General features: G+C 56.8%; 18 protein-coding genes and 1 pseudogene. 13 read left to right on the top strand and 6 right to left on the bottom strand.

Annotation, left to right across the window (positions count from 1 at the left end):
• Positions 1-123: 123 nt before the first annotated feature.
• Positions 124-2,775 (top strand): phosphoenolpyruvate carboxylase, encoded by a 2,652-nt coding sequence (ppc, locus tag HFD92_RS19005; protein WP_046100828.1) that lies wholly within the window; start codon positions 124-126, stop codon positions 2,773-2,775.
• A 92-nt stretch (positions 2,776-2,867) separates the two neighbouring features.
• Here the strand turns inward: ppc and metF are convergent, their stop codons facing one another.
• The 3 genes from metF to metB form a co-directional block, all read right to left on the bottom strand.
• Positions 2,868-3,767, bottom strand: coding sequence for a methylenetetrahydrofolate reductase (gene metF, locus HFD92_RS19000; RefSeq protein ID WP_167429495.1), 900 nt, complete (start codon positions 3,765-3,767; stop codon positions 2,868-2,870).
• A gap of 199 nt (positions 3,768-3,966) precedes the next feature.
• Positions 3,967-6,402, bottom strand: a complete 2,436-nt coding sequence (locus HFD92_RS18995) for a bifunctional aspartate kinase/homoserine dehydrogenase II (RefSeq protein ID WP_150030384.1) — start codon at positions 6,400-6,402, stop codon at positions 3,967-3,969.
• Between the two features lie 2 nt (positions 6,403-6,404).
• Positions 6,405-7,565, bottom strand: coding sequence for a cystathionine gamma-synthase (gene metB / locus HFD92_RS18990; protein ID WP_009088017.1), 1,161 nt, complete (start codon positions 7,563-7,565; stop codon positions 6,405-6,407).
• Positions 7,566-7,838: 273 nt separating this feature from the next.
• Between metB and metJ the strand changes: the two genes are divergently transcribed.
• The 3 genes and pseudogenes from metJ to HFD92_RS18975 all read left to right on the top strand — a co-directional run bounded on the left by metJ (position 7,839) and on the right by HFD92_RS18975 (position 11,815).
• Complete coding sequence (gene metJ, locus HFD92_RS18985) at positions 7,839-8,156, top strand: met regulon transcriptional regulator MetJ (RefSeq protein WP_009088019.1); 318 nt, start codon at positions 7,839-7,841, stop codon at positions 8,154-8,156.
• Positions 8,157-8,398: 242 nt separating this feature from the next.
• Positions 8,399-10,162, top strand: a pseudogene (locus HFD92_RS18980) (ShlB/FhaC/HecB family hemolysin secretion/activation protein).
• Between the two features lie 63 nt (positions 10,163-10,225).
• Positions 10,226-11,815 carry a filamentous hemagglutinin N-terminal domain-containing protein gene (locus tag HFD92_RS18975; protein WP_167429494.1) on the top strand — a complete coding sequence of 530 codons (1,590 nt, stop codon included), beginning with the start codon at positions 10,226-10,228 and terminating at the stop codon, positions 11,813-11,815.
• Between the two features lie 76 nt (positions 11,816-11,891).
• Here the strand turns inward: HFD92_RS18975 and rpmE are convergent, their stop codons facing one another.
• On the bottom strand, positions 11,892-12,107 hold the full coding sequence (gene rpmE / locus HFD92_RS18970; RefSeq protein ID WP_003851227.1) for a 50S ribosomal protein L31: 216 nt from the start codon (positions 12,105-12,107) through the stop codon (positions 11,892-11,894).
• A gap of 226 nt (positions 12,108-12,333) precedes the next feature.
• Here rpmE and priA point away from each other — a divergent pair, with 226 nt between their 5' ends.
• The 6 genes from priA (at position 12,334) to rraA (ending at position 19,506) form a co-directional block, all read left to right on the top strand.
• Complete coding sequence (gene priA / locus HFD92_RS18965; RefSeq protein WP_167429493.1) at positions 12,334-14,529, top strand: primosomal protein N'; 2,196 nt, start codon at positions 12,334-12,336, stop codon at positions 14,527-14,529.
• Positions 14,530-14,691: 162 nt separating this feature from the next.
• On the top strand, positions 14,692-15,729 hold the full coding sequence (cytR, locus tag HFD92_RS18960) for a DNA-binding transcriptional regulator CytR (RefSeq protein WP_185185213.1): 1,038 nt from the start codon (positions 14,692-14,694) through the stop codon (positions 15,727-15,729).
• Between the two features lie 152 nt (positions 15,730-15,881).
• Positions 15,882-16,895, top strand: coding sequence for a cell division protein FtsN (gene ftsN, locus HFD92_RS18955; RefSeq protein ID WP_167429491.1), 1,014 nt, complete (start codon positions 15,882-15,884; stop codon positions 16,893-16,895).
• A gap of 88 nt (positions 16,896-16,983) precedes the next feature.
• Positions 16,984-17,514, top strand: a complete 531-nt coding sequence (hslV, locus tag HFD92_RS18950) for an ATP-dependent protease subunit HslV (RefSeq protein WP_009088029.1) — start codon at positions 16,984-16,986, stop codon at positions 17,512-17,514.
• Positions 17,515-17,524: 10 nt separating this feature from the next.
• Positions 17,525-18,862 carry an HslU--HslV peptidase ATPase subunit gene (hslU, locus tag HFD92_RS18945; protein WP_046100836.1) on the top strand — a complete coding sequence of 446 codons (1,338 nt, stop codon included), beginning with the start codon at positions 17,525-17,527 and terminating at the stop codon, positions 18,860-18,862.
• A gap of 158 nt (positions 18,863-19,020) precedes the next feature.
• Complete coding sequence (rraA, locus tag HFD92_RS18940; protein ID WP_009088032.1) at positions 19,021-19,506, top strand: ribonuclease E activity regulator RraA; 486 nt, start codon at positions 19,021-19,023, stop codon at positions 19,504-19,506.
• 71 nt (positions 19,507-19,577) lie between these two features.
• On the opposite strand, the gene zapB is transcribed toward rraA, so the two are convergent.
• Positions 19,578-19,817: a cell division protein ZapB gene (gene zapB, locus HFD92_RS18935; protein WP_003851242.1), complete on the bottom strand. Its 240-nt coding sequence runs from the start codon at positions 19,815-19,817 to the stop codon at positions 19,578-19,580.
• Between the two features lie 405 nt (positions 19,818-20,222).
• Here zapB and HFD92_RS18930 point away from each other — a divergent pair, with 405 nt between their 5' ends.
• The 3 genes from HFD92_RS18930 to glpX all read left to right on the top strand — a co-directional run bounded on the left by HFD92_RS18930 (position 20,223) and on the right by glpX (position 23,726).
• On the top strand, positions 20,223-21,077 hold the full coding sequence (locus tag HFD92_RS18930) for an MIP/aquaporin family protein (RefSeq protein ID WP_009088034.1): 855 nt from the start codon (positions 20,223-20,225) through the stop codon (positions 21,075-21,077).
• Positions 21,078-21,107: 30 nt separating this feature from the next.
• The gene (gene glpK, locus HFD92_RS18925; protein ID WP_009088036.1) at positions 21,108-22,619 is read left to right on the top strand and encodes a glycerol kinase GlpK; all 1,512 of its coding nucleotides are present in this window, start codon (positions 21,108-21,110) and stop codon (positions 22,617-22,619) included.
• Between the two features lie 96 nt (positions 22,620-22,715).
• Entirely contained in the window at positions 22,716-23,726 is a 1,011-nt protein-coding gene (gene glpX, locus HFD92_RS18920; RefSeq protein WP_058957357.1) for a class II fructose-bisphosphatase, read from the top strand.
• Here the strand turns inward: glpX and emrD are convergent.
• A complete protein-coding gene (emrD, locus tag HFD92_RS18915) occupies positions 23,716-24,909 on the bottom strand; it encodes a multidrug efflux MFS transporter EmrD (protein WP_084690423.1) in 1,194 nt (397 codons plus the stop codon). The genes glpX and emrD overlap by 11 nt on opposite strands.
• Positions 24,910-25,148: the final 239 nt, after the last annotated feature.

Here is a 25,148-nt window from a genome sequence, read left to right as displayed (position 1 = left end):
GCTGACAGGCGGCAACGGAGCCGGTTCCCTGTAGATTAGCGGGAGCAGAACGTTGCCGATTTTTCTGCTGCCTGAAAGGTCGGGTGTAGAAGTTTTTCAAGACGATAAGGGTGTCAGGGTCCAATGAACGAACAATATTCCGCAATGCGAAGTAATGTCAGTATGCTCGGCAAACTGCTCGGGGATACGATTAAGGAAGCTCTGGGCGAGAACATCCTCGACCAGGTTGAAGCCATCCGTAAGCTCTCCAAGTCATCCCGTGCAGGCAATGACACACATCGTAAAGAACTGCTCAATACGCTGCAGAATCTCTCCAACGAAGAGCTTCTGCCGGTTGCACGCGCCTTCAGCCAGTTTCTTAACCTAACCAACGTGGCCGAGCAGTATCAGACCATTTCCCAGAGTGGCGAAGGGGCGAATCACCCGGAACTGCTGAAAAAGACCTTTGAGACCCTGAAACAGCAGAAAGATATCCGTGAAAGCGACATTCTGGCGGCCATTGAGTCGCTGTCGCTGGAGCTGGTGCTGACCGCGCATCCGACCGAAATCACCCGCCGTACCCTGATTCACAAGCTGGTCGAAGTTAACAGCTGCCTGAAACAGCTCGACCACAGCGATGTCTCTGACTACGAACGTAACCAGATTATGCGCCGCCTGCGCCAGCTGGTCGCGCAGGCATGGCACACCGATGAAATCCGCAAATACCGTCCGACCCCTATTGATGAAGCCAAATGGGGCTTTGCCGTAGTGGAAAACAGCCTGTGGGAAGGCGTTCCTGCCTTTCTGCGTGAGCTGAACGAACAGGTAGAAGAGGCGTTTGGCATTAAGCTGCCGGTGGATTTCGTGCCGGTCCGGTTCACCTCCTGGATGGGCGGCGACCGCGACGGCAACCCGAATGTGACGGCGTCGATCACCCGTCATGCGATGCAGCTGAGCCGCTGGAAAGCCACTGACCTGTTCCTGCGCGATATCGGCGTGTTGATCTCCGAACTGTCGATGTCGGAGTGCAGCGATGAGATCCGTGAACTCAGCGGCGATCCGGAAGCGATCGAACCTTATCGTGTGATCCTGAAGCGTCTGCGCAGCCAGCTCATGAGCACGCAGTCATTCCTGGAACATCGCCTGAAAGGCGAGCGTCTGCCGCGTCCGGCCGACCTGCTGGTCTCCAACGATCAGCTGTGGGACCCGCTGTTTGCCATCTACCAGTCGCTGCAGCAGTGCGGCATGGGCATTATCGCCAACGGTCAGCTGCTTGATACGCTGCGCCGCGTGAAATGTTTTGGCGTGCCGCTGGTGCGTATCGATCTGCGCCAGGAGAGCACCCGTCACACCGAAGCGATTGCCGAAGTCACCCGCTATCTGGGACTGGGCGACTATGAAAGCTGGTCTGAAGCGGATAAGCAGGCCTTCCTGATCCGTGAGCTGAACTCTAAGCGTCCTCTGCTGCCGCGCAGCTGGGAACCCAGCGACGAGACGCGTGAAGTGCTGGAAACCTGCCGCGTCGCGGCTGAAGCGCCACAGGGCTCCATCGCCGCCTACGTGATCTCAATGGCGAAAACCCCGTCTGACGTGCTGGCCGTGCATCTGCTGCTGAAAGAAGCGGGCATCAGCTATGCGATGCCGGTTGCACCGCTGTTTGAAACTCTGGATGACCTGAACAACGCCAATGATGTGATGAGCCAGCTGCTGAGCATCGACTGGTATCGCGGCTTTATTCAGGGCAAACAGATGGTGATGATTGGCTACTCTGACTCGGCGAAAGATGCCGGTGTGATGGCCGCCAGCTGGGCGCAATATCAGGCGCAGGATGCACTGATCAAAACCTGCGAGAAAGCGGGCATCTCCCTGACCCTGTTCCACGGACGCGGCGGCAGCATTGGCCGTGGCGGCGCACCGGCTCATGCCGCGCTGCTGTCGCAGCCGCCAGGAAGTCTGCGCGGCGGTCTGCGCGTCACCGAACAGGGCGAGATGATTCGCTTCAAATATGGTTTACCGGCCGTCACCATCGCCAGTCTGTCGCTCTATACCGGCGCAATTCTGGAAGCGAACCTGATGCCACCGCCGGAGCCAAAACGCGAATGGCGTGACATCATGAATCAGCTCTCCGCTGACTCCTGTGCGATGTATCGGGGTTATGTGCGTGAAAATGCCGACTTCGTTCCCTACTTCCGTTCAGCCACGCCGGAGCAGGAGCTGGGTAAATTACCGCTCGGCTCACGCCCGGCTAAACGTCGCCCGACCGGCGGCGTGGAGTCGCTGCGTGCCATCCCATGGATTTTCGCCTGGACGCAGAACCGCCTGATGCTGCCTGCCTGGCTGGGTGCCGGTGCAGCCCTGCAGCAGGCGATGGCGGCAGGTCATCAGGATCAGCTGGAGGCGATGTGTCGTGACTGGCCTTTCTTCTCTACCCGCCTGGGGATGCTGGAGATGGTGTTCGCAAAAGCGGACCTGTGGCTGGCAGAGTATTACGATCAGCGTCTGGTCGACAAATCCCTCTGGCCGCTGGGCAAGCAGTTGCGCGATCAGCTTGATGCCGATATCAAAGCGGTGCTGACCATCGCCAACGACTCGCACCTGATGGCCGACCAGCCGTGGATTGCCGAGTCAATTGCGTTGCGTAACGTCTACACCGACCCGCTTAACGTCCTTCAGGCGGAACTGCTGCATCGTTCACGCGCACAGGAAGCACGCGGCGATGAGCCGGATCCGCGCGTTGAGCAGGCCCTGATGGTGACCATTGCGGGCGTGGCAGCAGGCATGCGTAACACCGGTTAGCGCGCAGGCGCGGCGAAGCGTCCGCGCCCTCTGAACGTCGCCATAAAAAAGTCGGGACTGTCCCGACTTTTTTATTGCCTGAAGGAGAGCGGTTAAGCCGCCACCGCAACCGGACGCACGCCCAGCGTGTGGCAGATGGCGTAACTCATTTCAGCGCGGTTCAGCGTGTAGAAATGAAAATCTTTCACCCCTTCGCGTGACAGGATTTTCACCATGTCCATCGCGATGTTTGCCCCGACCATTTTCCGGGTTTCCGGGTCCTCATCCAGTCCGGCAAACATCGCGTTCATCCAGCCCGGCACGCGCACATTGGTCAGCGTGGCAAAGCGTTGCAGCTGTTTAAAGTTAGAAACCGGCAGAATGCCCGGCACAATTTCAACGTCGATGCCGGTCGCGACACAGCGATCGCGGAAACGTAAATAGTTTTCCACGTCGAAGAAAAACTGGGTAATGGCGCGGCTTGCGCCTGCATCGATTTTTCGCTTCAGGTTAATCAGATCGGCCTGGGCACTTTTCGCTTCGGGATGGACTTCCGGATAGGCCGCGACGGAGATATCAAAATCGCCGACCTCTTTCAGCAGCGCCACCAGATCGCTGCCGTACATCTCCGGCCTGCCGCCTCCCTCTGGCAGATCACCCCGCAGCGCCACAATGTGACGGATGCCGTTATGCCAGTAATCCTGGGCGATAGCGCGCAGTTCATCGCGGGTGGCATCAACACAGGTGAGATGAGGGGCCGCCTCCAGACCGGTGCGATCTTTAATGCCTTTGATAATGCTATGCGTGCGATCGCGCTCGCCTGAGTTGGCACCGTAGGTGACAGAAACAAATTTCGGTTTCAGGCTGCTCAGACGGTCGATGGAACGCCACAGGGTCTCTTCCATTTCACCAGACCGCGGTGGGAAGAACTCAAATGAGACGTTAATGCGCCCGTTCAGCTCAGCCAGGCTCTGGTTTAGCGCTTCGCGCTGATTGGCATGAAAGAAACTCATCCTGCATCCTCATCGGTTAAAAACTGGACCGCGAACATCTGAACGTTTAGACGTCCAGATGTTCAAAATGACCCAATCCGATCGTGCCGTCAACGAATAAATCGTGAACAGCGATGATCAATTTTCAACCAGCATGAAAGAGATTCAACAGGCAGCGGTAACGCATTGAAAACAGGCGCCGAAGCGCCTGAGGGGAGGATTAGAGCAGTTGTGCGAGGCGATTGATATCTGACTGGATAGCACCGGCGGTGACATCCCGGCCTGCGCCCGGCCCGCGAATTACCAGCGGGTTGTCGCGATACCAGCGGCTCTCAATGGCGAAGACATTGTCGCAGGGCAGCAGCGAGGCCAGCGGATGTTCCGGACGAACCGCTTCAACCCCGACGCGCGCCTTGCCGTTGGCATCAAAACGGGCAACATATCGCAGCACGAGATCCATCTCCCGCGCCGCTTCCAGTCGCTGCAGCATCTGCTCATTCAGCTCATCGCCATTTTCAAAGAAATGGTCAACCGAGCCCTGCTGGCAGTTGTCTGGCACCAGCGATTCGACCCGCACCTGATCCGGCTCGATGTTATAGCCCGCCTCACGCGCCAGGATCACCAGTTTGCGCATTACATCCTGCCCTGAGAGATCGGCCCGCGGATCGGGTTCGGTCAGGCCCTGCTGCCACGCCTGATCCACCAGCTCGGTGAAGGGCACCGTGCCGTCAAACTGCAGGAACAGCCATGACAGCGTGCCGGAGAAGATCCCGCTGATCGCCAGGATGGTATCACCGCTGTCACGCAGATCGCGCACCGTATAGTTGATCGGCAGACCTGCACCGACAGTGGCGTTATAGAGCCAGTGACGCCCGGTTTTGGTAAAAGCATCACGGATTTGCCGCCAGGTCTGGCTGTCGGATGCACCGGCCACTTTATTGGCGCTGATGACATGGAAACCGTGGCTGGCAAAGTCGAGATACTGCTGCGCCAGCGGCGTACTGGCGGTGACATCCAGCACCACTAAATCATCAAAGGGATGGGCGCGCATCCACAGGAACAGCGACTCTTCGTCACGCTCCACCGCTTCATCGTCAAAGAAGGCCAGCGCACGGCTGGCATCCAGTCCCTCATAACTCAGCAGGCTGCGACGGCTGTCCACCACACCCGCCAGCACAAATTCAAAGCCGGTGCGCGCTGAGAGCGTTTCCTGATCGCGGGCAAACAGCTCCAGCCAGCGTGAGCCGATATTGCCTTTGCCAAACAGCATCAGGCCGATACGCTTTTCTGCACGGAACAGTGACTGATGCAATCCCTGAATCAGATGCTGAGTGGGACCGACGCGCAGCACTGCGACCACGCTGATGTGCTCTTCAGACTGCCAGATAAACTCAACGGGTTGATCTTTTAACTGCTGCCAGAAGCGATGGGTATGCAGCGGATTGCGGGTCACGCCTGCGCCTACCAGCGCCACCAGCGCCAGGCCGTCACGCAGCTGCAGATGGCCCGGCAGTCCGGCATCCTGCAGCAGCGTAAAGGCGCTGTTGACCACTTCAGAGGTGTAACAGAGCTGCAGCAGCTGGCGGTCAGGATGGACGCCAAACGCCAGCGGACGCAGCTGCGCCCGCTTCAGCAGCAGGTCGATCTCTTTGTGCAGGATGGCGAAGTCATGCTGCTCCGGCAGCTGGATTTCAATCAGACAGACATCATCATGACTGGTCACGATGCGTGCGCCGGTTCCGGAGGCCAGCACCCGCTCGATGCGGGTGGAACCCTGCTCCGGCTGATAACTGCAGCGCAGTTGCAGGTCGATATCGCTGCCGGAAACCGGCTGCAGGGTGCGGGTATGCAGCACCGGGGCCGCCAGACGCGCCAGCTCACTGGCTTCGTCCAGCCTTAACAGCGGCAGCAGACAGGCATCAGAAACTTTGCGTGGATCGGCGCTGTAGACGCCCGCCACATCGCTCCAGATCGTGACCCGTCCCACACCTGCCAGCGCACCAATCTGCGTGGCGGAGTAGTCGGAACCGTTGCGGCCAAGCAGGACGGTTTCACCCGCGTCATTGCGGCTGATAAAGCCGGTCACCACGATGCGCTGATGCGGATGCTGTGCCAGCAGGGTCTGCAGCAGCGGCCAGGATTTGCCTTCATCGACCTGCGGCTGGGCCGCACGTTCAGCACGCAGAAACTCACGCGCATCCAGCCAGCAGGCCTGCATGTCGCGCTGACTCAGCACCGCTGCCATCAGGCGCGCCGACCAGAGTTCACCGTGGCCGACCACTTCGGCGTAGACCGCATCGGTTATCGGTCCATCCAGCAGCGCAGCCAGCTTTTCCAGGTCGCGAATAAATGCCGCGGTTAAGGGTTCCGCCATCTCAGCAGGCAGCAGCGCACCGATCAGTTCGCTCTGGTAACGCCGTAAAGCCTGTTGCACCTGGTGCGCGGAGAGCCGGTCGCTCTGGCTCAGCTTCAGCCAGCTAATCAGCTGGTTGGTGGTCGAGCCAGCCGCAGAGACCACCATCATGTCGCCCGGCTGACTGTAATCCGCCATGATGCTGGCCACACGCTGATAGCAGCGTGCGTCGGCCAGGCTACTGCCGCCAAATTTATGCAACTGCCTGATAGTCGGCGTTCCCGTGCCTGCTGAAATCGTCATGCTTAACCCTCGGCTGCGACCCGGAATGCATTATCCAGATCGGCAATTAAATCTTCGTGATCTTCAATACCAACAGAAACCCGCAGTAGCGTATCGGAAATGCCCGCTGCAGCGCGTGCCTCTGCCGACATCCCCGCGTGCGTCATGGTGGCGGTGTGGGAGATCAGACTCTCAACGCCACCCAGCGATTCCGCCAGCGTAAACAGCCGCAGCGCTTTCAGGAAGCGGCGCAGCAGCGCCTCGTCACCGTCAACCTCGAAACTCAGCATGGCGCCAAAGCCGCGCTGCTGACGAACGGCATGTTCGTGTCCGGCGTTCTCCGGCAGCGAAGGATGATACAACTTTTTCACCCGTTTCTGCTGCTTCAGATACTCCACAATCGCCAGCGCATTGCGCTGCGCCGCTGCGATGCGTGGTGAAAGTGTGCGAATCCCGCGCAGCAGCAGGTAGCTGTCAAAGGCCGCGCCCGTGACGCCAATGTTGTTTGCCCACCAGGCCAGGTCCGTCGCCAGCTGCGGATCTTTAGCAATCACCGCGCCTGCCACCACGTCGGAATGACCGTTGAGATATTTTGTACAGGAGTGGATCACCAGGTCTGCCCCCAGCGCCAGCGGATTCTGCAGGGCCGGACTCATAAAGGTGTTATCCACCACGCTGATGGCACCCGCCGCCCGGGCAGCGGTGCAAATCGCGCTGATATCCACCACGCGCAGCAGCGGATTGCTGGGGCTTTCGATCAGCACCAGTTTAGGTTTCTCATCCAGTGCCGCCTGCAGTGCCACCGGATCGCCCTGATCAACAAATTTCACCCGATATGCGCCACGCTTATTCATGCTGTCAAACAGCCGATAGCTGCCGCCATAGCAGTCATGTGGCGCAACCAGCAGATCGCCAGGCTTCAGGAACACCGTCGTCACCAGATGAATCGCCGACATCCCGGTATTGGTTAATACCGCGCCCGCACCGCCTTCCAGTTCCGCCAGCGTACGCTGCACGACATCACGCGTGGGGTTACCCCGACGGGAATAGTCATGCGCACGCGGCTCATTAAAATCCAGGAAGTTATAGGTTGTGGAAAGATGGATAGGCGGGACAACGCAGCCATACTGCTCGTCATCATTCAAACCGCTACGCACTGCGATGGTTGCCGGTTTACGCGTCATGAGCGAATTGTTCCTGAAAAGTGAATAAAATGTGGCTCACAGAATATCACCCTCTAATTAGACGTCAATACATCTGGACATCTAAATGTCTTTGCGTATAGATTGAGCAGAAACGCAATAACCGCTAAAATTATGCGTCATCGCCTGGCGTTCCTCTCTGAAGAACAGAGGCAGTGAACGAAGAAAACCCGCCATATCAGGGGTCAGGCAGGAAAAAATCAGGCATAATCCGCTGATTTCCTCACATTTAACGTTTATTAATTAAGGTAACCCATGGCTGAATGGAACGGCGAATATATCAGCCCGTACGCTGAGCACGGTAAGAAGAGCGAGCAGGTCAAGAAGATTACAGTGTCTATCCCCTTGAGCGTGCTGAAGATTTTAACGGATGAGCGTACCCGTCGTCAGGTGAACAACCTGCGTCACGCCACCAACAGCGAGCTGCTTTGCGAAGCCTTTTTACATGCCTTTACGGGTCAACCGCTGCCGGATGATGTCGACCTGCGCAAAGAGCGCAGCGATGAGATCCCGGAAGAAGCGAAAGCAATTATGCGCCAGATGGGTGTTGATCCGGATACATGGGAATATTGATCCCCGGCGCCGTTGTCGCCTGACCTCGCTGCAGAGAAGCAGGCTCCGCTCAGGGAGCCGCTTTTCTGATCCGTTCTGCCCCCTGTGACGCTCCTCTCTTCCGGCCTGACGCCATCGCCTGCATATTGCCTGCCAGACGTATCAGAAAAATCTACCCTCTTTTCCTTATTATTGCGTTATTTCCATTGCAATAAGAATATTGTTTTATCCGGACAATAGAATTATTACTATTGTTCACTATTATGCGCATCCGTAAGATTTTGTCAGAGCGACAATTTCACGGAAAGCCAATGAGCATCAAATATAAAATAAAATCCTTCGCACCCACTTTTTTTATTCTTTTCATCACCGGCACAACCAGTTATTTCACTTCTGCATCCAGCGTGGCACCGGCTATAACGGTGCAAAATGAGAATATTAATGCCCGGCAACAGGATCGGGAGCGCAAAGCGCAATTAACGCCTGACCTGCCGCCTGGCATGTCTGAAAAAGAGGACTTCAGACCGGAAGCGATTCCGTTTCCGCATGAGGAAAATTGCTATCCGATCGATAATATTTCGCTGAATCAGGACAGTAAAAAACTGCACCTCAGAAAATTACGCTATTTTACCGCACAGGCAGAAGGGAAGTGCCTGGGCATTAACGGAATAAAACTTCTCGCTAAAACGCTGCAGAATGAAATTATCCGGCTGGGTTATATTACAACGCGTGTTAATTTGCCCGAACAGAATCTGTCGGGCCGTACGTTAACGTTTGATATTCATGCCGGTCACGTCGGAAAAATCGTGCTAAATAAGGCGAGTGGCGACGACATTAATCTGACCAGTACCCTGCCGTTCAGCGCGGGCGATCTGCTCGAACTCAGCGATCTGGAGCAGGGCAGCCTTAATCTTCAGCGCGTCCCGGGATCGCGGGTTAACGTTCAGCTATTGCCAGGCAGCAGCAAAGGTGAAAGCGATATCGTTATCCAGCGCGAACAGGATAAATACTGGCAGATGAGCGCCTGGCTGAATGATGCCGGCTCGGCGGCGACGGGGCGTTATCAGGGGGGAACCGCACTCTATTTAAACAACATTGCGTCATTAAGTGACATATTTTACGTCTCTTACGGCCACGATATTGCGCCGAAACAGACCCGCAAAGGCAATGATAATAAATCGATGGGTTATTCGGTGCCATGGGGTTTCTGGTGGCTCGATCTCTATGCCAGCCAGAGTCATTATCAGCAACGCCTGACCGGAAACTGGTCAGAATGGGCACTGGATAATGAGAACAGCTACTACAGTGCGCAGCTCAACCGACTGCTTTCGCGAACCCTCTTTCAGACCACCACAGCTGGCCTGCAAATCTTCAATACGTCATCGCGTTATTCACTTAATGACCGGGACCTCATCAGCATGCATAAAAAAAGTGCGGGCTGGAAAGCGTTGCTGCAGCATGAGATGCATGACGATAACGCGGCGCTGACGACGACCCTGAGCTATCAACGAAAGATGCCCTAGTTTAACAGCAGCCATACCGTTGAACAGACGTATGGGCTCATTGATACGCAGGGCCGGATTATGACGCTGGATCTGAAAGGTTCGGTTAATTTCCAGTTAGGAGATAACTGGCTGAACTACTCACCCCATGTCAGTGTGCAATATTCACCCGACACCCTCTCTTCGCTGAATCGCTTTTCGCTGGCAAACCGCTGGACGGTTCGTGGCTTCGATGGCGAATACGCGCTTCAGGATAATAAAGGCTGGTTCTGGCGCAACGATATCAGCTGGATTTTCCCTGACAAACCGGTTCAGCCTTATATCGGTATTGACGCAGGCCAGGTCTACGGTAGTAGCAGCCAGCAGGAATATGCCGGAAAAACCGTTATAGGCAGCGTGGCTGGCCTGCGGGGAACACTCCTGAAAACACGTTTTGATCTTTTTGCCGGCACCCCGGTTAAAAAACCCCAGGCTTTCCACACCGATCCCGTTACGCTCGGTTTTTCACTGCAGTGGAAATATTAGTAAGAAGTAAAAGCGTTAAATAAAAGAGTTTGAAAATAAACACACACATCCAGAGGAAAAAAAATGAATACGCATAAGTTTAATCTGCTATTCCTGGCCACGCTCGCCACCCTGTGTAGTCAGCCTGCGCTTTCTGCACTGAACAGTTATCAGCATGCAAATGGTTCGACCGTGGTGGATATTAATCAGCCGGATGCGAATGGTCTGTCACATAATATGTATCAGAGCTTCAACGTCTCCGAAAAGGGGTTGGTACTGAATAACAGCACCACAGATATGGTTCGCGACAGTGGTAATATTGCCCGGAACAGCAATCTGAATAGCTCAGCCAGTCTGATTCTGAACGAGGTCATCTCAAATAAAGCTTCTTCACTGAACGGCTTTATTGAAGTCGCAGGTCAGAAGGCCGATGTAATTATCGCCAACCCAAACGGGATCACCTGTTCCGGCTGTAATTTTATCAATACCGGACGCGCCACCCTGACCACCGGCACGCCAGTTTTAACCGATGGTGCACTGACGGGCTTTAATGTGACGAAAGGCACCCTTACGGTTAAAGGCAAAGGGCTGACAGGCGCCGATTATACGGACCTGCTGGCACAAAAAATCAATCTTGAGGGCAAAGTCGGGACAACCCAGCTCAGGGCGATTGCCGGTAAATACACCTATAACAGGGCATCGGGTCAGGCCACAGCCAGCACGACAGGCCGGACTGGCGGCAACAGCATCGATGTCAGCGCGCTGGGCGGAGCAACAGCAGGCCTGATCCAGCTGCAAACTACGGAAGCCGGTGCGGGCGTCAACAATAATGGCGTCCTGAATGCCAGCAGCCTTTATATCTCAACCAATGGCACGTTAACCAACAACGGAACCCTTGACGCTGGCGTGATGAGCATCGCAGCCAGCGGCAGCATGACGAACAAAGGGACGCTTTCTGCCAGCCAGGCTGCTCTGCAGACAACAAATACATTCACGAATGAAGGCACTGTTAAAGCCACCAATAACGCCAGCATCGTGAGTTATGGAAAAGTGACTAACAACGAGAAAGGGCAGATCAGTGGCGATGGTACCGTCAGCATTTTTTCGCTTGCGGGAGATATCGAAAATAAAGGCACCATCAGCACGGCTGGAGCCCTGACAATGCAGACCGGCTACAGCACGGTGAACGGCGTTATCACGCCTGTCGCCAACACCAGCCTGATTAACTCCGGCTCGATTCAGGCGGACACTATTGGCTTATACGCCGTTAAAGGGGTCAGCCTCCGGTCAGGCGATGTTACCGCACAGAGCACAGCCTCTGTTTCTGCCGTAACTGTCTCTAACGCCGGAACCCTCACAGCGCAGAATGCCTCTCTCGTTTCTGACGACTTCAGCAATCAGGGTGTGATGCAGGCGACTGAGCGGTTAAGCGTGACCGGTAAAAGTGGAATTTCTAATAAGGGTACCCTGAAGGCGGCAACCCTGGCGCTGACAACGGATGGGAAAATCAGTAACACATCCTGCCGGCTGTGGTTATTGTGCAGGCAGGGCACCATGAAAGCGGATAAAATTTCGATTTCAGCCCCTAAGATCACTACCATTGCTGATTTAGATGGTGATTACACCACGCAGCTTCTGGAATTGAACAAGCCTGAAACAGACTCCAGCCTGTAACCGGGCCATAAAAAAACCCAGCCGAGGCTGGGTTTTTTGTTGCCGCCGAACCCGCAGGTTCAGGTGCCTTTTAATCTTATTTTTTAGCGCCTGGCACGCTGAAACGCTTGTTAAAGCGGTCAACACGGCCACCAGTTGCCACTTCACGCTGCTTACCGGTATAGAACGGGTGGCATTTACCACAGACGTCCAGGTTCAGTTCGTGAGTCAGTGTTGAACGGGTGTGGATCTCGTTGCCGCAGGTACATTTGATAGTAACTGCTTCGTATTTCGGGTGAATACCTTGTTTCATGGGAAACCTCATAGAAGGCCGTGTCGCTCTCCGTGCCAGGCGTAAACCTGCACAGCACCACACGCGGTTGAACATTATAGGGTGTACTCCGGCAAGGTCTTTCTCACCGAAGGCGGCATATTATACAGAGAAGTTGTCATTGCTGCAAATTTATCCTGGGATACCCGCCATCCGGGTCCAGCGTGTACACTAGCCCTCCCGATGCCCGAGCCGGAAAGAGAGAGTTATGCCCGTTGTCCAGGTTGCCCTGCCCGTCCCCTTGCCCCGCCTGTTTGATTATCTGCCGCCACAGGGCGCGCAGCCGGTCATTGGTGGTCGCGTAAGTGTGCCCTTTGGCAATCGCAGGATGATCGGCATTGTGGTCGCCCTGCGTGAGAGCAGCGATCTGCCCGAAGGACAGCTCAAGCGCGTCATTGAGGTGCTGGATAGCGAGTCACTCTATCCCTCTTCGCTGTGGCGCATCCTTAACTGGGCCGCCAGCTACTACCACTCTCCCCAGGGCGAAGTGCTGAATCATGCCATCCCGGTGCTGCTGCGTCAGGGCAAACCCGCGCAGGATAACCCGTTATGGCGCTGGGAAATTACCGAGCAGGGCCGGGCGACCATGCCGGAGAGTTTAAAGCGCGCGCCCAAACAGCAGCAGGCGCTGGCTGCCCTGCGTCAGCAGCCGCTCTATCGCCATCAGGTCAGCGAACACGACCTGACGGAGGCGACGCTTCAGGCTCTGCGCACCAAAGGGCTGTGCGAGCTGTATGAGCATCAGCCGCAGCGGCACGACTGGCGAACCACCTTCGCCATTAAAGGCGAACGCCTGCGTCTGAATACCGATCAGGCGATGGCGGTCGGTGCGATTCGGGCAGATGACGAACATTACGCCGCCTGGCTGCTGGCGGGCATCACCGGTTCCGGCAAAACGGAGGTCTACCTCAGCGTGCTGGAGAATGTGCTGGCTCGGGGAAAACAGGCGCTGGTGCTGGTCCCGGAGATCGGCCTGACCCCGCAGACCATTGCCCGCTTCCGGGAGCGTTTTGATGCGCCGATTGACGTGCTGCACTCCGCCTTAAACGACAGTGAGCGGCTGGCCGTCTGGTTACGTGCGCGGCGCGGGGAAACGGCAATTGTGATTGGCACCCGCTCGGCGCTGTTTACCCCGCTGGCCCGGCCGGGGGTCATCATCATTGATGAAGAGCACGACAGCTCTTACAAGCAGCAGGAGGGCTGGCGCTATCAGGCGCGCGATCTGGCTGTGTTTCGCGCCCATGAAGAAAATATCCCGATTGTAATGGGATCGGCGACGCCCGCGCTGGAGACGCTGCACAATGTGCGCAGCGGCAAGTATCGCCAGCTCGACCTGACAAAGCGCGCAGGCAATGCCAGACCGGCGCTGCAACAGCTGATCGACTTAAAAGGTGTGCAGCTGATCGGCGGCCTGGCACCGGGCCTGATTGGCAAAATGCGTCAGCATCTGCAGGCGGATAATCAGGTGCTGCTGTTTCTTAACCGCCGCGGCTTTTCGCCCGCCCTGCTCTGTCACGACTGCGGCTGGATTGCCGAGTGTCACCGCTGTGACCGCTACTACACGCTGCATCAGCATCATCGCCAGCTGCGCTGCCACCACTGCGACAGCCAGCGTCCGCTTCCTCATCAGTGCCCGCAGTGTGGCTCAACTCACCTGCTGCCGGTCGGTGTCGGCACGGAACAGCTGGAACAGCAGCTCGGCACGCTGTTCCCTGGCGTGCCGGTGTCGCGAATCGATCGTGATACCACCAGCCGTAAAGGGGCGCTGGAGCAGCATCTGGCCGATGTGCATCGCGGAGGGGCGCGCATTCTGGTTGGTACTCAGATGCTGGCGAAGGGTCACCACTTCCCTGACGTTACGCTGGTGTCGCTACTGGATGTCGATGGGGCGCTGTTTTCCGCCGATTTTCGGGCGGCGGAGCGCTTTGCTCAGCTCTATACCCAGGTCGCCGGCCGTGCCGGGCGTGCCGGTAAGCAGGGCGAAGTCCTGCTGCAGACCCACCACCCGGAACATCCGCTGCTTCAGACCCTGCTGCACCAGGGCTATACGGCGTTTGCGCAGCAGGCACTGCTGGAGCGCCAGGCGGTTCACCTGCCACCCTGGAGCCGCCATGCGCTGTTTCGCGCTGAAGATATGGATAATCAGCAGGCAGCTGAATTTCTGCAACAGCTTCGTAACCTGCTGGAGGCCAGTCCGCTCAACGATCAGGCCATGTGGTTTATGGGGCCGGTCCCGGCCCTGCAGCCAAAACGCAGCGGCCGCTGGCGCTGGCAACTGCTGGTTCAGCACCCTTCCCGGCAGCGTCTGCAGCAGTTGCTGAGCAGTTCGCTGCCGCTGATTTCCACCCTGCCCGCCGCGCGCAAAGTGAAATGGACGCTGGATATTGACCCTACCGAGAGCTGATCTCCGCTGACGTTGCGAGCCAGATCGAAAAATGTCGCATAAGTCACAATTTTTATGCAAATTAAGTAACAACCAGCCACGCAATCGTTAACAATGTGGCTGGTTTGCCTCTGAGCAGGCAAAAACAGAATCGAACACGCCATAATGCGTCAGGAGCATGTGTTGGAGCAGAATCAACAACCGCCCGCCGCCACGATGAAGGATGTCGCGGAACATGCGGGTGTCTCAACCGCCACCGTATCGCGTGCGCTGATGAATCCGGAGAAAGTTTCTGCGGCCACCCGACAGAAAGTCGAACAGGCTGTTGCCGCCGTCGGCTATGCAGCACATGGTCCAATACGCAACGCGCGTCGCAATGAGACCCGAACCATCCTCGTCATTGTCCCTGATATCTGCGATCCCTTCTTCAGTGAAATCATCCGCGGCATTGAAGTCACGGCAGCCGAAGAGGGTTATCTGGTGCTGATTGGCGACTGCGCCCATCAGAATCAGCAGGAGCGAACCTTTCTCAACCTGATGGTGACACGCCAGATAGATGGCATGGTCCTGCTGGGCTCACAGTTGCCCTTCGATGCCGGCATTGATGAGCAGCGCAACCTGCCGCCGATGGTGATGGCGAATGAGTTTGCGCCCGAAATGTCACTGCCCTCGGTGCACATCGACAACCTGACCGCCGCGTTTGAAGCGGTTAATCATCTGCTGCAGTTAGGTCACACCCAGATTGCCTGCATCGCCGGGCCGGAAGAGATGCCGCTCTGTCAGTATCGGTTACAGGGCTATGTCCAGGCGATGCGGCGCAGTGGCCTGACGGTCGATCCCACCTATATTGTGCGCGGCGATTTCACCTTCGAAGCGGGCGTTGCCGCGATGAATCAGCTGATGACCCTGCCGCAGCCACCGCGCGCGTTGTTCTGCCACAGCGACATTATGGCGCTCGGGGCGATGAATCAGGCCCGACGCTGCGGGCTGCGGATACCTGACGATCTCTCTGTGGTGGGATTTGATGACATCGAGTTGTCGCGCTACTGCGAGCCGCCGCTGACTACTGTTACCCAGCCGCGCTATCAGATCGGCCGGGAAGCGATGCTGCTGCTGCTGGATGAGCTGAATGGCAAACGGGTCATCAGCGGTTCGCGGCTACTGGACGCGGGTCTGACCATTCGGGGCAGCACGGCGCGCGCAAAAAAGCGTGAAAAATAAGCGTATTCGCCGCGCTTTTTCAGTAGATTCTTAAAGCGAACACTGCTGGTCAAAGTTCCGACCCTTGAGTAACATGGCGGACTCCTTGCCGGGCGCGTAAAAATCATCATTTCGCCCATCTGGCACTATTTTTGAAGGGTATAAGAACGAGAGTGGCACAAAAAGATTACGTAGGCCGCGGGCGTTCAACAGGGACGCGTCGCAAAAAAAGCCCCAGCCGCGGCAAGAAGAGCAAAGGCGGTTCGGGAACATCCAAACTGATGATTGTACTGGCGGTCGCCGTGCTGGTGACCTTTGCCGGTGGTTTATGGTTCCTGGCGCATCACAAGAAAGAGGACGTGCCGGTCATTACGGATCATAAAGCCAACGGCAATGGCTTACCGCCGAAGCCCGAAGAGCGCTGGAAATATATTAAAGAGCTGGAGAACCGTCAGGTTACCGTGCCGACCCCTATCGAACCCTCTTCAGGTGGCGAGGTGAAGTCGCAGACGCAGCTGACTGACGAGCAGCGTCAGCTGCTGGAGCAGATGCAGGCGGATATGCGCCAGCAGCCAACGCAGCTGAACGAAGTGCCGTGGAACGAACAGACACCGGCGCAACGTCAGCAGACGCTGCAGCATCAGCAGCAGTTACAGCAGCTGCAACGCCAGCAGCAGCAGTTCCAGCAACGTCAGCAGCAGCAGGTTCAGCAACAACAGCTGCAGCAGCAACGTCAGCAGTTGCAGGCTCAACAGCAGCAACAGCGCCAGCAGCAGTTGCAGCAGCAACAACAGCGTCAGCAGCAGCTGCAGTTACAGCAGCAACGTCAGCAGCAGCAGCAGCAGCAGCAGCAGCAAAATGTTCAGCGCCAGACGCAGCCTGCGCCAGTTACGCGGGAACCCGAGGTGCAGTCAAAACCGCAGGAGACCGCGAAAGCGAAACCGGCGGAGAAAGCCTCTTCGCAGCGCTGGATGGTGCAGTGCGGGTCATTCAAAGGCACCGACCAGGCGGAGTCAGTGCGTGCCGGTTTAGCCTTTGAAGGATTTGAAAGCCGCATTACGACCGGTGGCGGCTGGAATCGCGTGGTGATTGGTCCGTATAAAGATCGCGCCTCTGCAGACAGCACACTGAAGCGTCTGCGCAGTTCCGGTCACTCCGGCTGCATTCCCCTCTCAATCGGGGGTTGAAACCCGTCAAACCCGCCCCATATCTGTTGCATGATACTCCGCGCCCCGTGCGCGGAGTCCTTTTCCGACTGCAACAAGGGGTCTGCCCGTGACAACAATAGTAAGTGTACGACGCAACGGCCAGGTAGTGATTGGCGGTGATGGCCAGGCTACGCTCGGCAATACCGTGATGAAAGGCAACGTTAAAAAAGTGCGTCGTTTATACAACGATAAGGTGATTGCCGGATTTGCTGGTGGCACCGCAGACGCCTTCACCCTGTTTGAGCTTTTCGAACGTAAACTGGAAATGCATCAGGGCCACCTGGTGAAAGCCGCGGTGGAACTGGCTAAAGACTGGCGTACTGACCGTATGCTGCGTCGACTTGAAGCCCTGCTGGCGGTCGCGGATGAGTCCGCCTCACTGATCATCAGCGGTAATGGTGATGTAATTCAGCCTGAAAACGATCTGATTGCCATCGGCTCCGGCGGACCTTTCGCCCAGGCCGCGGCACGTGCGCTGCTGGAGAATACCGACATGGGCGCGCGCGACATCGTTGAGAAGTCGCTGAACATCGCAGGCGATATCTGCATCTACACTAACCATAACGTTAATTTCGAAGAATTAACCTCCAGGGCGTAAAGGTATAACTATGTCTGAGATGACTCCACGCGAAATCGTCAGCGAACTGAACCGCTTTATTATCGGCCAGGACAGCGCCAAGCGCGCCGTGGCTATTGCACTGCGCAACCGCTGGCGTCGCATGCAGCTGGATGAAGAGCTGCGCCATGAAGTGACCCCGAAAAACATCCTGATGATCGGACCGACCGGTGTCGGTAAAACGGAGATCGCCCGTCGTCTGGCTAAACTGGCCAATGCGCCCTTTATCAAGGTCGAGGCGACCAAATTTACCGAAGTGGGTTATGTCGGTAAGGAAGTCGATTCGATTATTCGCGACCTGACCGACTCTGCCATCAAGATGGTGCGCAGCCAGGCGATTGAAAAGAACAAATACCGTGCAGAAGAGATGGCTGAAGAGCGCATCCTGGATGTTCTGATTCCGCCAGCCAAAAACAACTGGGGCCAGTCAGAGCAGAGCGCGGAACCTTCTGCGGCGCGCCAGTCGTTCCGTAAAAAACTGCGCGAAGGTCAGCTGGATGACAAAGAGATCGAGATCGACCTGGCCGCCAGCGGCCCGGGCGTCGAAATCATGGCGCCTCCGGGAATGGAAGAGATGACCAGCCAGCTGCAGTCGATGTTCCAGAACCTCGGCGGCCAGAAGCAGAAAGCCCGCAAGCTGAAGATCAAAGAAGCGATGAAGCTACTGATCGAAGAAGAAGCGGCAAAACTGGTGAATCCGGAAGAGCTTAAACAGGACGCCATCGATGCCGTCGAGCAGCACGGTATCGTGTTTATCGATGAGATCGACAAAATCTGTAAGCGCGGCGGCCAGAATGCTGGCGGTCCGGATGTGTCTCGCGAAGGCGTTCAGCGCGACCTGCTGCCGCTGGTGGAAGGCTGCACGGTCTCAACCAAGCACGGTATGGTGAAAACGGACCACATTCTGTTTATCGCTTCGGGCGCGTTCCAGGTTGCCAGCCCGTCCGATTTAATTCCGGAACTGCAGGGTCGTCTGCCTATCCGCGTTGAACTGCAGGCGCTGACCGTGAATGATTTCGAACGCATTCTGACCGAGCCTAATGCGTCGGTAACCGTGCAGTACAAAGCGCTGATGAATACCGAAGGCGTGAATATTGAGTTCACCGAGGATGGTATCCGCCGGATCGCTGAGGCCGCATGGCAGGTTAACGAAACTACCGAAAACATCGGTGCGCGTCGTCTGCATACCGTACTGGAACGTCTGATGGAGGATATCTCCTATGACGCCAGCGATCGTCACGGTGAATCGGTCACCATCGATGCTGACTATGTGGGTAAACATCTGGATGAACTGGTGGCTGACGAAGACCTGAGCCGCTTCATTCTCTGATTCACGGATGCCGCACTTTTCAGAAGCCCAGCCGAACCGGCTGGGCTTTTTTATGCATGTTCTTGATCGAACGATGCTTTTTTCAGAGTGATGATTTTGCCAACAATCTGCATATAGCGATATACTTAGCATTCCTGTGGCAAACAGACGAAACCCTTATGAAATACGATACATCTGAACTCTGCGACATCTACCATGAAGAAGTGAATGTGGTTGAACCGCTTTTTTCAAACTTTGGTGGGCGCACTTCATTCGGTGGTCAGATTACCACAGTGAAATGCTTTGAAGACAACGGCTTACTCTACGACCTGCTGGAAGAAAATGGCCGCGGCCGGGTGCTGGTGATTGATGGCGGCGGTTCCGTGCGTCGGGCGCTGGTGGATGCGCAGCTGGCACGTCTGGCAGCCACTAACGAGTGGGAAGGCCTGGTCATCTACGGGTCAGTACGTCAGGTTGACGAGCTGGAAGAGCTGGAAATTGGCATTCAGGCGATTGCCGCCATTCCGGCCGGCGCGGCGGGTGAAGGGATTGGCGAAAGCGATGTGCGCGTCAATTTCGGCGGCGTGACCTTCTTTTCCGGTGACCATCTCTATGCCGACAATACCGGTATCATTCTGTCAGAGGATGCGCTGGACCTCGAATAAGGTCCGACAGCAGCCGGGAGCAGACATGAAAACGGGTGCCTGAGCACCCGTTTTTCACATCAGCTGAGGCTTCAAACCTCTTCCATTTTTCCCAGCAGTGCGCGCAGACGTTCCTGCCAGACGTGCTGCTCTTCTTTCAGGTGCTGATTTTCACGCATCAGCGCATCGTGGTTGCCCGCGACTTGTTGCGCATCGTTACGCAGTGAGTTGTTCTGCTCTTTCAGCTCTTCGATTTCCATCTGCAACAGGGTGATGGTATCAATCGCCTGCTGTACTTTCGCTTCCAGTTTCTCAAACACTTCAAATGACATCTTTCTGACCTCTCCTAAATTCCTGCAAGGCGTTGATGATGCCAGCGCTAGCCAGCAACGTTGTCCCGATTGTATGTACCCTCACCCCGCAAGTCCAGCAACGCGGGCGCGCCGGGCGTAGTCTGTAACACTTTTCAGTCTATGCCTGAATTTATGCTGTGCTCCGATCAACGGCACACAGAGATCTCTCCGCCACGCCCGCTATCCGGCGCATTTAAGGGCGAAAGAAAGCCGGAATACGCGAAAACGCGCATTTTTATGACACAGTACACAAAAAATGATTTCGCTATTTCTCGTTTATGTTCGTTAACGATAAATTCACACCAACCCTACAATAAAGCTGGGCGACTCATGGAATGAGAACAAAAACTGATAAAATTTAACCTCGCTTCAGGAACCACTATTATGAGTCAGACAACTAACACGCTCAAAGGTCAGTGTATTGCCGAATTTCTGGGGACAGGCTTGATTATTTTCTTCGGCGCGGGCTGTGTGGCCGCACTGAAACTCGCCGGTGCCGCATTCGGTCAGTGGGAAATCTGCATCATCTGGGGGCTGGGCGTTTCCATGGCCGCCTACCTCACCGCAGGCATTTCGGGTGCGCACCTGAACCCGGCCATTACCGTGGCGCTCTGCCTGTTTGCAAATTTTGAAGGACGTAAAGTTCTGCCTTACATCATCTCACAGGTTGCCGGCGCCTTTTGTGCCGCAGCGCTGGTCTATGGCCTCTACTACAGCCTCTTTATTGACTATGAGCAGAGCCATCAGATGGTGCGCGGTACGGTTGAGAGTCTCGACCTGGCGGGCATCTTCTCAACCTATCCTAACCCTCATATCGGCGTTGGTCAGGCATTCCTGGTTGAGATGGTCATCACGGCGGTGCTGATGGCGGTCATCATGGGTCTGACGGATGACGGTAACGGCATCCCACGCGGCCCACTGGCACCCCTGCTGATCGGCCTGCTGGTCGCGGTAATTGGTGGCGCAATGGGTCCGCTGACCGGCTTTGCCCTGAACCCGGCACGTGATTTCGGACCGAAGATTTTCGCATGGCTGGCAGGCTGGGGTAACGTTGCCTTCACCGGCGGTCGTGACATCCCTTACTTCCTCGTTCCGATTTTTGGTCCGCTGGTCGGTGCCTGCCTGGGTGCCGTAGGTTATCGCGCACTGATTGGCCGCTATCTGCCAGGCACCGCGAAGGAACCTGCCAGTGTTCCTGCAGACAAACCGGTTGCACGCGCTCAGCAGCGTAAAGCGTAAGTTTCACCTTTTATCATCAGGACTGAATTTATGACTACCACAGATAAAAAATACATTGTCGCGCTCGATCAGGGCACAACCAGTTCACGCGCCGTGATCCTCGATCACGACGCCAACATCGTCGCCGTCTCGCAGCGTGAATTTACCCAGATCTACCCGAAAGCGGGCTGGGTTGAGCATGATCCGATGGATATCTGGGCCTCTCAAAGCTCCACGCTGGTTGAAGTGCTGGCACACGCCGATATTCGCTCCGATGAAATTGCCGCTATCGGTATCACCAATCAGCGTGAAACCGCTATCGTCTGGGACAAAGAGACCGGTAAGCCGGTCTATAACGCCATCGTCTGGCAGGATCCCCGCACCGCCGACTACTGTAATAAACTGAAGAAAGAGGGACTGGAAGAGTATATCCAGCACACCACCGGTCTGGTGATTAACCCCTACTTCTCCGGCACCAAAGTGAAGTGGATCCTCGATAACGTTGAAGGCGCGCGTGAGCGTGCGAAACGTGGCGAGCTGCTGTTCGGCACCGTTGATACCTGGCTGGTCTGGAAAATGACCCAGGGCCGCGTACATATCACCGATTACACCAACGCCTCCCGTACCATGATGTTCAACATTCACAAGCTGGAGTGGGATCAGCGCCTGCTGGATATTCTGGATATCCCGCGTGAAATGCTGCCGGAAGTGAAATCGTCGTCTGAAGTCTATGGTCAGACCAACATCGGCGGTAAAGGCGGCACGCGTATTCCTATCGCCGGTATTGCCGGTGACCAGCAGGCGGCGCTCTATGGCCAGCTCTGCGTCCAGCCTGGCATGGCGAAAAATACCTATGGCACCGGCTGCTTTATGCTGATGAACACCGGTACTGAAGCGGTCACCTCAACGCATGGCCTGCTGACCACCATCGCCTGTGGCCCGCGTGGTGAAGTGAACTATGCGCTGGAAGGGGCGGTATTCATCGGGGGTGCCTCGATTCAGTGGCTGCGCGATGAGATGAAGCTGATTAGCGATGCCGCTGACTCCGAATACTTTGCGATGAAAGTGAAAGATACCAACGGCGTCTACATGGTGCCGGCATTCACCGGTCTGGGCGCACCTTACTGGGACCCGTATGCCCGTGGCGCGATCTTCGGTCTGACGCGCGGTGCGAACGCTAACCACATCATCCGCGCCACGCTGGAGTCGATTGCTTATCAGACCCGCGACGTTCTGGAAGCGATGCAGAACGATGCGAACACCCGTCTGCAGGCGCTGCGTGTGGATGGGGGCGCGGTGGCCAACAACTTCCTGATGCAGTTCCAGTCTGACATCCTCGGCACCCGTGTTGAGCGTCCGGAAGTGCGTGAAGTTACGGCGCTGGGTTCAGCGTATCTGGCGGGTCTGGCCGTCGGCTTCTGGCAGGACCTGGACGAAGTCCGTGCGAAATCGGTGATTGAGCGTGAGTTCCGTCCAAGCCTGGAGACCACCGAACGTAACTTCCGCTATGCCGGCTGGAAAAAAGCCGTCGCCCGCGCGCAGGCGTGGGAAGAAGAAGAGTAATACCGGGGCCCGCGACGGTCTGCGTCGCGGGCCTTTTCCCCGCCCCACTCTCCCGCTGTGTTACACTGCCTGTCTGTTTTTTGTCAGGCAGAGACCATGAAACGAGAACTTGCCATTGAATTTTCCCGCGTAACCGAAGCTGCCGCTCTGGCGGGCTATCACTGGTTAGGGCGCGGCGACAAAAATGCGGCCGATGGCGCGGCTGTCCATGCCATGCGTCACGTCCTCAACTCCATTGAGATCGACGGCCAGATTGTGATCGGCGAAGGCGAAATCGACGAAGCCCCGATGCTCTATATCGGTGAAAAAGTCGGCACCGGTCGCGGCGACGCGGTCGATATTGCGGTCGATCCGATTGAAGGCACCCGCATGACGGCGCTGGGTCAGGCTAACGCGCTGGCCGTCATGGCCGTGGGCGATAAGGGCAGTTTTCTCCATGCACCCGATATGTATATGGAGAAGCTGATTGTGGGACCGGCCGCCCACGGGGCGATCGATCTCGACCTGCCGCTGGAAACCAACCTGCGTAATATCGCTATCGCGATGAACAAGCCGCTGTCGCAGTTAACCGTGTCGATTCTGGCAAAACCCCGTCATGACGCGGTGATTGGTCAGCTGCAGCAGCTGGGTGTACGGGTCTTCACCTTCCCGGATGGCGACGTGGCCGCCTCCATTCTGACCTGCATGCCGGACAGCGAAGTGGATGTGATGTATGGCATCGGCGGTGCGCCGGAAGGCGTGGTCTCTGCGGCCGTCATCCGGGCGCTGGACGGCGATATGCAGGGCCGGCTGCTGGCGCGTCATCACGTTAAGGGCGACAGCGCGGAAAACCGTCTGCTCGGCGAGCAGGAGCTGCAGCGCTGTGCAGAGATGGGGATTGAGGCGGGGAAAAAGCTGACGCTGAGTGAGATGGCGCGCAACGACAACGTGGTCTTTGCCGCCACCGGCATTACCAGTGGCGAGCTGCTGAAAGGCATTACGCGTCAGGGTAATATCGCCACCAGCGAAACCCTGCTGATTCGCGGTAAATCACGCACCATCCGCCGTATCCAGTCGATTCACTATCTTGACCGCAAGGATCCGGCGCTTCATCCGTTTATCCTGTAACCGCCTGGTTGCCGCGCTCCGGCTGACGTGAGAGCGGCAACCAGCAGAGCAGCATCACCAGCGCCGTGAAGAACATCAGCATCCCCAGACTGAACTGGTCGCGCTGCGGCATCATCGCTGACAGCCACGCGACCAGACCCGAGCCCAGGTTCATCAGCCCGCCAATCAGCGCGCCCGCGCTACCCGCCAGCCAGGCATAAGGCTCCATAGCGCCAGAGGTTGCCAGCGGAAAAAGCATACCGGCACCAAAAAAGAAGAGCGCGGCCGGCACCAGCAGGGTCCAGATATTCATCACGCCGAACCACGCCGGGATCCACATCAGAATGCCCGCCAGCAGGCAGCTGTTCACGCCCCACCACATCAGGCTATGCCAGGAGCCCTGCTCGCGTCCGGCAAACCAGGCGCCAAAGAAGGCCGCCGGAATCGGCAGAATAAACAGGATACTGACTGTCAGGCTGTGCAGGCCCAGCACGCCGCCCAGTAATACACCGCAGCTCGACTCAAATACCGCAATTCCGGCGAGCGCGCCAATCAGCAGCACGATGTAGCGGACGAAATTCGCGTCGCTGAGCAGACGGGCGTAGCGTTTAAAGAAGGGCGTCACTTCTGCACTCTGCGGCCGGGTTTCCGGCAGCCAGCGCGCCATCGCGCCGGTGACCGTCAGGCAGAGCAGCAGCAGGAAGGCAAAGCAGGCATGCCAGCCAAAGAGCTGGGTCAGCAGCGCGCCAATCACCGGTGCCAGCAGCGGGCTGACCAGAATGCCCATATTCAGCAGGCTGTTAGCACGGCGCAGCGCGTGGCCCTCATAGAGATCGCGCGGCATGGTGCGGGCCATCACGCCAGCCACGCCGGTTCCCAGCCCCTGTACGGCACTGCCAAGCACCAGCATATCCAGCGAGGTCGCCATCAGCGCGGTCACTGCCCCGATCATAAAGATCAGCATGCCTGCCAGGATCACCGGGCGCCGCCCTACGCTGTCCGACAGCGGGCCGTAGATCAGTTGCGATCCGCCATAGGTCATCAGATAGGCCGCCATCACGCGCTGCAGCGCGCCATCCCGCACGTTCAGCGCATCGGCCATTACCGCCATGGCCGGAACATAAATGGTCTGCGCCATCTGACCCACGGCCACCAGCACAATGAGCATCACCAGCAGCGGGCGATTTTCCAGTTTCGTCATCATGGTTATACAAAATATCTTTCTGTGAAAGGAGGTTAAAACAGCGGTTCACCCGCCGGACGTCTTATTATGGCGGGCAAAATATCAGGATTAGGTGACAAAGCGAGAGGCAGACGAAAAGGTCCTGGCTTGCGCCTGTCAAGTTTATGCACCAGCCTGTAAAGGGAATGCAACAGTTTGTCGATTCGAGCCTTTGCGAGGGCGCAGGCTGGCAATAACGCCGGGCAGCCGCGAAAATAGTG

Origin of the sequence: Pantoea sp. EKM101V (assembly GCF_011800325.1) — a bacterium.
Lineage (GTDB): Bacteria > Pseudomonadota > Gammaproteobacteria > Enterobacterales > Enterobacteriaceae > Pantoea > Pantoea anthophila.
The sequence above is the reverse complement of the archived record's forward strand: the minus strand, read 5'-3'. Positions and strand labels throughout refer to the sequence as shown.

Coding starts and splice junctions, on each gene's coding strand:
- ppc (WP_046100828.1), top strand. CDS start 124: ATGAACGAACAATATTCCGCAATGCGAAGTAATGTCAGTATGCTCGGC.
- metF (WP_167429495.1), bottom strand. CDS start 3,767: ATGAGTTTCTTTCATGCCAATCAGCGCGAAGCGCTAAACCAGAGCCTG.
- HFD92_RS18995 (WP_150030384.1), bottom strand. CDS start 6,402: ATGACGATTTCAGCAGGCACGGGAACGCCGACTATCAGGCAGTTGCAT.
- metB (WP_009088017.1), bottom strand. CDS start 7,565: ATGACGCGTAAACCGGCAACCATCGCAGTGCGTAGCGGTTTGAATGAT.
- metJ (WP_009088019.1), top strand. CDS start 7,839: ATGGCTGAATGGAACGGCGAATATATCAGCCCGTACGCTGAGCACGGT.
- HFD92_RS18975 (WP_167429494.1), top strand. CDS start 10,226: ATGAATACGCATAAGTTTAATCTGCTATTCCTGGCCACGCTCGCCACC.
- rpmE (WP_003851227.1), bottom strand. CDS start 12,107: ATGAAACAAGGTATTCACCCGAAATACGAAGCAGTTACTATCAAATGT.
- priA (WP_167429493.1), top strand. CDS start 12,334: ATGCCCGTTGTCCAGGTTGCCCTGCCCGTCCCCTTGCCCCGCCTGTTT.
- hslU (WP_046100836.1), top strand. CDS start 17,525: ATGTCTGAGATGACTCCACGCGAAATCGTCAGCGAACTGAACCGCTTT.
- rraA (WP_009088032.1), top strand. CDS start 19,021: ATGAAATACGATACATCTGAACTCTGCGACATCTACCATGAAGAAGTG.
- zapB (WP_003851242.1), bottom strand. CDS start 19,817: ATGTCATTTGAAGTGTTTGAGAAACTGGAAGCGAAAGTACAGCAGGCG.
- HFD92_RS18930 (WP_009088034.1), top strand. CDS start 20,223: ATGAGTCAGACAACTAACACGCTCAAAGGTCAGTGTATTGCCGAATTT.
- glpK (WP_009088036.1), top strand. CDS start 21,108: ATGACTACCACAGATAAAAAATACATTGTCGCGCTCGATCAGGGCACA.
- glpX (WP_058957357.1), top strand. CDS start 22,716: ATGAAACGAGAACTTGCCATTGAATTTTCCCGCGTAACCGAAGCTGCC.
- emrD (WP_084690423.1), bottom strand. CDS start 24,909: ATGATGACGAAACTGGAAAATCGCCCGCTGCTGGTGATGCTCATTGTG.